We start from the raw sequence: 10,057 nt of genomic DNA, 5'->3' as shown, positions 1-10,057 counted from the left end.
TATATATTTTACTTGCGAGCTAATAGCTCTTCGGCTACCTTTAATCCGGCCTTTACAAAGCTTCCCCCTACAGGCGCGTATCCTTCAATTATACTGCTAGTTTGCTGGCCCTCAGTGAAGACATACTTCAGGAAGGCGCCAAGGGCCCTCGCCTTCGCTGTCGGATATTGTGCGGGGTCTTTGACTATGACATAGCTCATCGAAACAATTGGGTAAGCACCTGACGCCTTCACGTTAAGTGTTTTGGATAGCAGGTCTATCTTGCTTATATCCTCGGCTGGATCGAATTGTATAGTGAGCCCTGAGAGCGCCTTTGACACAGATTCAGGCGTGAGGTCGACGTATTCACCTACACCGTTTTCGATCAAGGCGACTTGAAGTCCTTTCGTGTAAGCCTGCTCAACGTAGCCAAGGGAGTACGGGGTTGCCTTTACGTTTTGTGCCACGCCAGGGTTGCCCTGTGCTCCGACGCCTCTACCCACGGCGTCTAGCGGCCACTTAACGGTCAAGCCACTGCCCACTTTTTCCTTCCATTCAGGTGAGATAAGGGACAGATAGGCCGTAACTATATTAGTCGTTCCGCTAGCCTCGCTCCTATGCACAAATATAATCTTCTGATGGGGGAGGTTTAGATCTGGGTTATCCTTCTTTATTACGGGGTCGTCCCAGTATTCTATCTTTCCAAGGAGTATTCCTACTAAGGCCTCACGAGAAAGCTTTAACCTTTTACTTCCTACTTCAGGTATATTATAGACAAAGGCAACTCCTCCCGAAATCCATGGTATCTGATACACCTTTCCATACTTCGCCTTGGCCTGCTCCCAATTCTCAGTCTTCATTGGAACATCGCTTCCCGCGAAGTCTACGACTCCCTGTAACAGGTCAGTCTGACCCTTTCCACTGCCACCACCACCATACTCTATTTTGACGTTTGGATACTTCTTTGTGAATGCCTGGATCCATGCATTTATCTGGGGTTGTGGGAAGGTGGCACCGCTTCCAACCAGGAGAACATTCTCAGTTATAGCAGGCTCCTGGCTCTGGCTACTTCCAGTGAGTATGAAAGCCAAGATGCCTATCAGAATAATCACTGCAGCAACTATGCCTAGCATCTTTCTATCCTTGAATACTTTTTCGGCCATTTTTGTTCGTTACAAAGAAACGGGCACTAATATATAAAACTATCTATTTTCGGCTCAAACTATATAGAATTTAGAGAGACTTCCCCGCTTCCTCTTCTTGAAAGTTAACATTTTATCCATCTAACCCTATTCGATACATGAAGCGATTTGGAGAGGCTCTCCACAGGCATATCATCACTTGACTCTCTTCTAGCTGGTGGCATACCCGAGGGCTTCTTCGTTGCGCTAGTCGGGATGCCTGGAACAGGCAAGACAATAGCCTGTCTCCACTTCATCAACGCTGGCCTGTTAAAAGGCGAGAAAGCTGTCTATGTAACCACCGAGGAGAGCAGGGAGAGCATAGTAAGACAGGCCTCGCAGTTCAACATGAACTTCGACAAGGCGTTACGGGAGAACAGACTCATAATAATAGACGCCTTGATGAGAGCCACCAGTGACGAGTGGACCTTAAACCTGGTAACGGTCGAGGAAATGCTTGACAAGGTGATACAAGCTAAGAAGCTCCTGGGATCCCAGGCCAGGCGGCTGGTAATCGACTCTATGAGTGCCTTCTGGCTCCGAGCACCTGTAAAGGCTCGCGAGGAAAGCTACCTCGTGAAGAGGGTTTTGGCAAAATGGGACTACACGGTCTACGCGACATCACAGTACGCCATTACTACAGGAGGAGCCTTTGGATGGGGTCTAGAACACATAGCAGACGGTATAATTCACTTCAAGAGGCGTATCATAAACGGCACACTGACACGCTACCTGATCGTAGAGAAGATGCGACAGACCCCTCATGATCTAAGAGCCTGGGAAATATCCATAGTCGATGGCCAGGGGCTAACGCTGACGCGTCCTCTCACGCGCAGAGTAGAAGATGAAGCGCTACCCGACAGTGTCGCAAAGAAGATTAAGAGAGTTATCAGCGAGGAGGAGCACTGACTTGAAAAATACAAAACTAATATAATAGTAAAGTCTTCAGATTTAGAACACGGCAAGTTATGCAAGTATTGATAACCGGTGGTGCCGGCTTCATCGGACATAACGTAGCTCTTATCCTGAAAGGGAAAGGGTACGACGTGATTGTCCTAGACTCTCTGGAACGTTCAACAACGTTCGCTCTCCAGAGGCTTTCTTCCTCAGATGTCCCCTTAATCAGAGGGGACATAAGGAACGTAGCTCTTCTAAAGAAACTTGTCTCGAAAGGAGACATCGTGGTTCATGCTGCAGCTTACATCAGTGTTGAGGAATCGATGAAGAACCCCGAAGTATACATCGACAACAACGTGATGGGCTCTCTCGCAGTCGCAAAAGTATGTCTTGAAGCGGGTGCCAGCATGATATACATTAGTTCGGCTGCAGTCTACGGCGAGCCTGTCAAACTCCCGATAGACGAAGCACACCCTACAAAACCTATCTCTCCTTATGGTCTAAGCAAGCTCTTCGGCGAGCAAATACTAGAACTTCTCGCAAGACAAGGGCTTCGATACACGGTCCTACGCCTATTCAATGTTTATGGTCCAGGACAATCAAGCGCATACGCAGGAGTAATCTCAAGGTTCATAGAACAAGCACTTGAATCCCAAAGGCTCATAATATACGGCGACGGTCTCCAGACCAGAGACTTTGTACACGTCTACGATGTCGCCCAAGCCGTAGAACTGGCATTAGAGAAGGAAGCTTACGGGGAGAAGTTCAATATTGCGTACGGGAAGCCTGTCTCCATACTCGAACTGGCACAGCTCATAAAAAAACTAACATGTCCTGACTGCAGGGTAGAGCACTACCCGCCGAGACCCGGGGACATAAGATACAGCTATGCAGACATAACAAAGGCCAAGAGTGTGCTCGGCTACCAGCCGACCATAGACCTAGAAAAAGGAATAAGTGAACTAATAAGGCTTAAGAGCAACGGACAGAATTCCAACAACGCTTTGTAATTCCTCAAAGTCTTCGATTTTCTCTTAGCGACCTATAACGTGATCGCGTCCAGAGTTCTCATGAATCTGAGCATTCTCGCTAGAGGCTTGTAGTACTCACGGGATTTGAGAGATCTTATTCACTGTGAAAAGCAATGTTTTTTGGTGTGTTGTATTGTACGCGTGAACAAGGGTCGTGATGCTATGCTTAACAATTTAGAGAGATCTCTGCCAGAGTTGCTGGTAAACGTGTGGCCTGGTCTTAAAATGTTTTTGTTCCAGAGATGCGAAGAGTCCTCACAGGAGCTGGCCAAGGGTCTCTTTAACAGTTCACAACCTGTGCTCGTTGTATGTAGGGAAATTACGAGTGCTAGAGGCAGGCTAGGTAGGCCGTGGCATGCTCCTAATGGTGGTCTTTGGTTTAGCCTTGCTTTTAAGCATGGAACAGCGAACCTTGGAATACTAAGTCTCGCAGCCGGAGCCTCTGTAGCTAGAGCAATTCAATCGGTAACGGGGCTGAGGGCTCTTGTTAAGTGGCCCAATGATATACTCCTGGATGACAGGAAGGTTGGGGGCATACTATTGGAGGCTGAAACTCTTGATTCCGGGTTCCTCGTCATCCTGGGTATTGGAGTCAATGTTAACAATGAAGTTCCACATGATCTTATATCACGTGCTGTCTCGCTTAAGGAGTATCTTGCCAGATGGGTAGACCCTGACAAGCTATTAGTGGAGATTTTAAGCGAGCTTTACCGCGCAATCAGCCTTATAAGTGATGGTGAAGGGGCTAGGGTTCTAGACGAGTGGAGATCCCTCTCAGCTACTCTTGGTCGCGATGTAAGAGTGGAAATTGAGGAGGGAGTAGAAATCGTCGGGAAGGCATTAGACATAAACGAGGAAGGAGCACTGCTAGTCGAGTCCGATGGTAAGCTTCACGTATTTTATGCGGGTGATGTAGAGCACCTTAGACACCTATAGCTCTTTCCTAATAAATAACCTTCATTAAAAACAAAATTTTTTGTATTTCCAGATTTCTGTGGAATTAGTGGTTCTCATGAATATGCAGCTAACATTTCTCATGGAGATCCTTTCCATCCTTTCGACAACTTTTGCACCGTTAAACTTGCCTAGGTCCAGTGCCTTAATACTGGCCCTACTATATGCTGTTAGGAGGCCTCTCAATTGTAGTGAAATTCAAAGTATGACGGGTTACAGTAAATCTGCAGTATCCGCTGCCCTAAAAGTGCTTGAGAGTCACAGGCTAGTCCATAAGGTGAAAAGTGGTAGAAGAAATCACTACTCTCCCTCACTAACGCTTCCTCGGCTAGTGGCAGAGTCCCACCTCATGATGCTGAGATCTGCTCGGGATAGAATCCGAGAACTTTCAAGGCGCTTTCCACAACACGGTGACAGCCTGAGCCTTTTAGACTCTGAGATATCTAGTGTTATAAGCACCTTCGAGGCGAGCCTCCATGGAGTTGGAGGCACAGGTGAGGACTAGTAGCGAGGCATATCGTGTAATTAGGGAGGCAAGGAGGAACGGCTACAGGAAGATAATATTGTACGTGCCCGCACAGGATCCTGCAGGTGCCGCTGAGGTTGTGCGAGGTGCGTTGGCAGAGGCGTCTTTCCTCACCGTTGAGGTACGGGTGATGCGGGATGCTGGACGTAGTAATAACAACCGATAGGACTATGATGACAAACCATCACAGGAAGGAGTTTCTAGGCTTCTTTACCACAGCTCCGCCTGTGGGACTACCGGAGCGGGCCTGGATGTGGCTAAGCGCGCCAAAGCCTAAAGTGGACAGACTTGGACGACCCATCGAGGCGCCCTATGGTCTTAGGAAAATAGAGGCAAAGCTTCAAGAGGCGGGCTTCAATGCTGCCATCATAGATCCTGACCACCTGGACAAGTATCTTAAGAGCGCTAGGCTCCTCATGGTGGGGCATCACGATTACTTTGCGATGAACTCTCCGAGTGTTGAGTGGTGGGCAATAACGGGTGAAGAGCCTGTTAATTCAAGGAGTTTCAAGAGGCTTATGAGGCAAAAGAGCATAAGGGAGGCTAAGCGCAACGGCTTAAAAATAATAGCGGGTGGCCCAGCAGCCTGGCAGTGGCTATGGAGAACAGAGTACTGGCGCGAGTTCGGGGTGGACACGGTCATAGATGGGGAGGCGGAAAGAGTAATTGTAGACATAACCCGGAAGGCTCTTGAAGGCGAGGAGCTCCCAGCATACCTCTACGTGGGTCCAGAGGACGCTCCCAGTATAGATGAGATTCCGGAGATAAAGGGTGCAAGTGTTAACGGCTTTGTCGAGATAATGAGGGGTTGTCCTAGAAGGTGTAGGTTCTGCCCAGTAACCCTTAGACCTGTTAGGTACTACCCGTTGGAGAAGATCGAAAAAGAGCTTCAAGTAAATGTGAAAGCAGGGATACGCTCGGGTGTACTTCACTCAGAGGACGTCCTATTATATGGGGCGAAGGGAATCGAGCCGAACCCTGATGCCATTCTAAAACTGCACACCCTTGTGAAAAAGTATTATAGAACAGTTGCCTGGAGTCATGTGACGCTTGCAGGCGTAAAGTACGCGGAGGAGAAGTACAGGCTAATCACTAATCTTACAGAAATATTGTACGACGAGCACCAGGACTGGCTAGGTGTGCAAGTGGGGCTTGAAACTGGGAGTCGACGCTTGGCCAGGATAATCATGCCCGGGAAAGCGGCACCCTACCCCATTGAAAAATGGCATGAGGTTGTAGGGGACGCCCTAGCTATAATGCACGACAATAGGATAGTTCCAGCCTTAACACTTATACTGGGGGTTCCTGGAGAGACGGAGGAGGATCTTATAGAGACTAGCGAGCTAATCGATAACATAAAGGACTACCGGAGCCTTATAGTGCCCATGTTTTTTGTCCCGCTAGGATACCTGAAAGATAGGGAGGGGTTCATAAGGGATAGGATCACTGAGGCCCACCTAGAGGTCATGTGGCGTGCCCTAAACCACTCTCTACGTTGGGGAGAAGACATAGCCTTCAACATGTACCTGCGCTCGCCAAAGTATCTTCCTGTAAGAATACTCTTCAAGGCTTTTCTAATGTATGTCAAGGCAAGGGTGCGTGAGCTCGTGCGCGTACTTGACGAGAAGGGACCTGAGGCCCTCTTACCCTCTTCTACCGTTACCAAGAATCTCGTGGCTTCATGATAACAATTATAGGGTCCCGCTTATCAAATAAATGGATGATGAGTGACTCCAATCCCGATCTGTGAGGATTGGTGACAAGGCTGACACACCATTATAAGGTCTACTCGAACTCAATAGTCGCAGGCGGTTTATGAGTGATGTCATATAAAACCCTATTAACCCCATCAACCTCATTTACAAGGCGCTCGGCCAGCTTTTCAAGAAAATCCCAGGGAAGCTTTACAAAGCTAGCCGTCATCGCGTCCTCGCTTTCGACCACGCGGAGGGCGAGCACATACTCGTAGCTTCTAACGTCGCCTTTCACGCCTACGGATTTCACAGGGAGTAGTACGGGGAAAGCCTGCCACACTTTCTCATAGAGACCTGCTTTTCTAAACTCTTCCTCAACTATCATAGTAGCCTTTCGTAGGATTTTGAGCTTTTCCTCTGTAACCTCTCCTAAAACCCTCACGGCTAAACCAGGCCCCGGGAACGGGTGCTGCTTCACAAGTTCTTCTGGCAATCCGAGGATTTCAGCTATACGCCTAACCTCATCCTTATAGAATTCCGCCAATGGTTCCACGAGCTCCAGCCCAGGGATAGCCTCCATCACAACGTTATGGTGACTCTTTATCTTGGCTGTAGCTTTGCCGGTAGCCCCACTCTCCACACGATCTGGATAAATGGTTCCCTGTGCTAGGTATTTGAAACCGCCCACAGTATGGCTGAGCTGTAGGGCTTTATCCTTGAAGACCTCTGCAAATGTCTTGGCGATTATCCTCCGCTTCTCCTCCGGATCAGTAACTCCTCTGAGTCTCTCTAGGAATAGCTTGCTGGCGTCAACATAGTGAACGTTTGTGAAGCCGAGTTTCTTGAGGATTTCGAGGACACGTTCGCTTTCATTCTCTCGGAGTAAGCCGGTGTTAACGTGGATTAGGTATAGATTCTCGCCTCCAATGGCTTTTTGAAGCATGAGGGCTGTTGTTAAGGAGTCAACACCCCCACTTACGGCTAGGAGCACTTTCCCCTTAATGTTTTTTCTCATCTCTTCAATGATATGCATGGCTTCGTCTTCGATAAACCAGTTCGGTGTAAGACCAACAACTCTTCTAAGAAAGTTTGAGAGGATAGTTTTTCCATGTTCCGTGTGCTTTACCTCAGGGTGAAACTGGACACCGTAAGCGGGTAGCGTTCGATGTTTATAAGCTGCTACCTCCGAGTAATCGGTAGATGCAAGGACTACAAGATCAGAAGGAAGCTCTACCACGGAGTCCCGATGAGACATCCAGACACGCTGTATGCTGGGGGTATCGAGGAAAAGTTCGTTCTTCTCTACTACCCTCAGGACACTGGAGCCGTATTCCCCCTTCTCTTTGCGGGCAATTCTTCCCCCAAAAAAGCTAGCTATAAGCTGGTGTCCATAACATACACCTAAGATTGGGATCTTATTCCTTAACAGAAACGAGACAACTTCTTCTCTCGGCCTGGGAGCGTCTTTCTCAAGTACACTTGCAGGCCCCCCTGAGAATACTACAGCAGCAGGATTTGACCTTTGTAAATCCTCTAGAGATATGTCGTAGGGCAGAAGCTTAGAATAGAAGTTGAGTTCTCTGATACGGCGTGCGATAAGATGTGCGTACTGGCCCCCAAAGTCCAGGACTACAACGCTCTTCCTAGATTCCATACTGCTCAAAGGCAAGCCTCACAGCCTGTTCTTTAACCTTTTCAATATCTTGACTCGATAAGTTCAAGTCAATCATAACATTCTCATAAACAACAAGCCTACCGTTAACGACTACAGCCCTGGGTTTCAATTCGCCCCTCATCACCTTGTCGAGGTTCTCATCGAAGGCAACAATATCTCCCGAAGTCTTCATTCCGAAGACCCTGTATCCCCCGAGCGTGGCTTTCTGCAGTAACTCGTAGCTAGCACCGTGGACAGCCACAGCATCCCTGTAAGTCTTAGCTATAGTTCCAGTTACAAGCGGCCAATCACTACCCAAAGCGTCGAAAAGTCCGAGACCTCTCAGGGTTCGCTCGTAAAGGTAGAGGTTAGAAGTTGGACAATGAACAACCTTAAACCCGAACCTCTTACACTTCTCGGCGCCTTCAAGGCAATGGACGGCTACCACGTTCCCTGCAGGCTCACCTATCACCTCTATGAAACTTTCAGTCTCGTCCACGCCCTCTGATAAGTGAATAGCGAAAGGAACACCAAGCTTGATAGCCGTCTTATACGAGGCGACAAGAAAAGATTTGCCCGTCTTTCGAAGCGAGTGTACGAAGAAGCCCATATTGAAGTATCCATCCCACCTTGAAAGGTATTTCACGTGTTCTGCATAAACTCTCTCCGGAGTACTCCAGCCCTCCCGATCCATTACCGTTGGGAGGACGACCACTCGTGGCGTAGCTGGAAGCGATAGTATAGCGGAGATATTCCCTTCAAGACTTCCCGTTACCGCTATAAGCGTAGCCCCCTCCATCAAGGATTTTAGAAGAGTAGCCTTTGTGAGAAGAGAGGAAAGCTCCTTGTCCCTTCTAATACCAGCCTCGTTAACCCTCAGCTTTCTATTCTCGAGCCACTCATAGGAATGCCTCCACCCCCCCTTCTCACCGACGTCAATGACCTGTGGATGAGCATGCGCGTCACTAAAACCTGGTGCAATCGCAGACACAAAGTACAAATCTTCACTCCCGTTGTAGGGAATCTTGACATTCCTCCGGAGCACTCCGTGGTCGAGAAGCTCTGAGACCTCAATAACACCCATCAATACCTCACCTCATATAGTCCTCTAGGACCACTTTCCCGTACACCTGAGGGCGTTAGTTTCACGAAGATACTCTTCTCCTGTAGCTCACGTATGTTCCTAGCTCCAACATAACCCATCCCTTGCTTAATCCCGCCTATTATCCACTCAACAACATTTCTTACACTTCCACGACACTCAACAAGTCCCTCGACACCCTCAGGTACGCGTTTAAACTCTCCATATCTCGCTGAGCCACTAGCTAAAGCTCCCCTACTACCCATACCCCTGTACACTTTAAAGCAACGACCCTCTTTGGCGACGAGAGCCCCCGAAGCCTCATCGGTTCCAGCGAAAAGATAGCCTAGCATTAGAGCATCTGCTCCAGCCGCTAGGGCCTTAACTGCGTCAGCAGGCTTCTCAATCCCCCCGTCAGCTACAACGCTAACACCGTAAGCTCTAGCGACATCGGCTACGCTTGCGATGGCCGTAAGTTGTGGGCATCCGACCCCTGCCACCTCTCTAGTTGTACATGCGTGGCCGGGCCCTACCCCAACTCTAAGCGAGACAGCCCCAGCCGAAATTAAGTCCTCCGCGGCTTCACCTGTGACTATGTTCCCAGCCATCACGACAGCGCCCATCGATGAGTACCTTCGCGTAGCCTCCAGGACATTCTTGCTATGGCCATGAGCTGTATCTATAACTATCATAGAGACACCGGCATCCAAAAGCCTGCCTACCCTTTCATCGTCAAATGGTCCAACCGCAGCAGCCACGGGAATTTTTTTAACTGATGCTTCTCGAACTATCCCTACTGCCTCGTCAATTGGGAGATTTCTCGGCAGGACTCCCAGACCACCGATCTCTCCCAGTGTCAGCGCCATCTCGCGGCCTGTAACAGTGTCCATTGGGGAGCTTAACAGAGGTAGAGAGAGGTCCAGTTTAGGGGCCAGCTTTGTCGAGACATCTATTTCACTTATACTTACATCAGAGTATCTGGGCAGTATGAGAATGTCATCGAAGCTTAGAGCTGTTTCAGCTGTTTTTAGTTTCTCTACAAATCTCCCCATATTCGTGA

General features: G+C 48.7%; 10 protein-coding genes. 6 read left to right on the top strand and 4 right to left on the bottom strand.

The window, feature by feature from the left end; genetic code table 11:
- Positions 1-8: 8 nt before the first annotated feature.
- Positions 9-1,142, bottom strand: a complete 1,134-nt coding sequence (gene pstS, locus MA03_RS04460) for a phosphate ABC transporter substrate-binding protein PstS (protein WP_052884124.1) — start codon at positions 1,140-1,142, stop codon at positions 9-11.
- A 147-nt stretch (positions 1,143-1,289) separates the two neighbouring features.
- Between pstS and MA03_RS04455 the strand changes: the two genes are divergently transcribed.
- From MA03_RS04455 to MA03_RS04430, 6 genes are all read left to right on the top strand, one after another.
- A complete protein-coding gene (locus MA03_RS04455) occupies positions 1,290-2,069 on the top strand; it encodes a KaiC domain-containing protein (protein WP_052884123.1) in 780 nt (259 codons plus the stop codon).
- Between the two features lie 59 nt (positions 2,070-2,128).
- Positions 2,129-3,067 carry an NAD-dependent epimerase/dehydratase family protein gene (locus MA03_RS04450; RefSeq protein WP_052884122.1) on the top strand — a complete coding sequence of 313 codons (939 nt, stop codon included), beginning with the start codon at positions 2,129-2,131 and terminating at the stop codon, positions 3,065-3,067.
- Between the two features lie 144 nt (positions 3,068-3,211).
- Positions 3,212-4,024 carry a biotin--[acetyl-CoA-carboxylase] ligase gene (locus tag MA03_RS04445; protein WP_191118411.1) on the top strand — a complete coding sequence of 271 codons (813 nt, stop codon included), beginning with the start codon at positions 3,212-3,214 and terminating at the stop codon, positions 4,022-4,024.
- A gap of 76 nt (positions 4,025-4,100) precedes the next feature.
- Positions 4,101-4,547, top strand: a complete 447-nt coding sequence (locus MA03_RS04440) for a MarR family transcriptional regulator (protein ID WP_236944937.1) — start codon at positions 4,101-4,103, stop codon at positions 4,545-4,547.
- Positions 4,519-4,734: a hypothetical protein gene (locus MA03_RS04435; protein WP_052884119.1), complete on the top strand. Its 216-nt coding sequence runs from the start codon at positions 4,519-4,521 to the stop codon at positions 4,732-4,734. The genes MA03_RS04440 and MA03_RS04435 overlap by 29 nt, the downstream gene beginning before the upstream one ends.
- The gene (locus MA03_RS04430) at positions 4,706-6,253 is read left to right on the top strand and encodes a B12-binding domain-containing radical SAM protein (RefSeq protein WP_052884118.1); all 1,548 of its coding nucleotides are present in this window, start codon (positions 4,706-4,708) and stop codon (positions 6,251-6,253) included. Before MA03_RS04435 ends, MA03_RS04430 begins: the two co-directional genes overlap by 29 nt.
- A 100-nt stretch (positions 6,254-6,353) precedes the next feature.
- Here the strand turns inward: MA03_RS04430 and guaA are convergent, their stop codons facing one another.
- Genes guaA through MA03_RS04415 form a run of 3 tightly spaced genes read right to left on the bottom strand, consistent with a single transcriptional unit; the run spans position 6,354 to position 10,049 of the window.
- Entirely contained in the window at positions 6,354-7,916 is a 1,563-nt protein-coding gene (gene guaA, locus MA03_RS04425) for a glutamine-hydrolyzing GMP synthase (RefSeq protein ID WP_052884117.1), read from the bottom strand.
- Complete coding sequence (locus tag MA03_RS04420) at positions 7,906-9,000, bottom strand: amidohydrolase family protein (RefSeq protein WP_052884116.1); 1,095 nt, start codon at positions 8,998-9,000, stop codon at positions 7,906-7,908. Before MA03_RS04420 ends, guaA begins: the two co-directional genes overlap by 11 nt.
- Positions 9,000-10,049 (bottom strand): IMP dehydrogenase, encoded by a 1,050-nt coding sequence (locus MA03_RS04415; protein ID WP_052884115.1) that lies wholly within the window; start codon positions 10,047-10,049, stop codon positions 9,000-9,002. Before MA03_RS04415 ends, MA03_RS04420 begins: the two co-directional genes overlap by 1 nt.
- Positions 10,050-10,057 lie beyond the last annotated feature (8 nt).

The sequence above is a fragment of the Thermofilum uzonense genome (genome assembly GCF_000993805.1).
In the GTDB taxonomy this organism is placed as follows: domain Archaea; phylum Thermoproteota; class Thermoprotei; order Thermofilales; family Thermofilaceae; genus Thermofilum; species Thermofilum uzonense.
The sequence above is the reverse complement of the archived record's forward strand: the minus strand, read 5'-3'. Positions and strand labels throughout refer to the sequence as shown.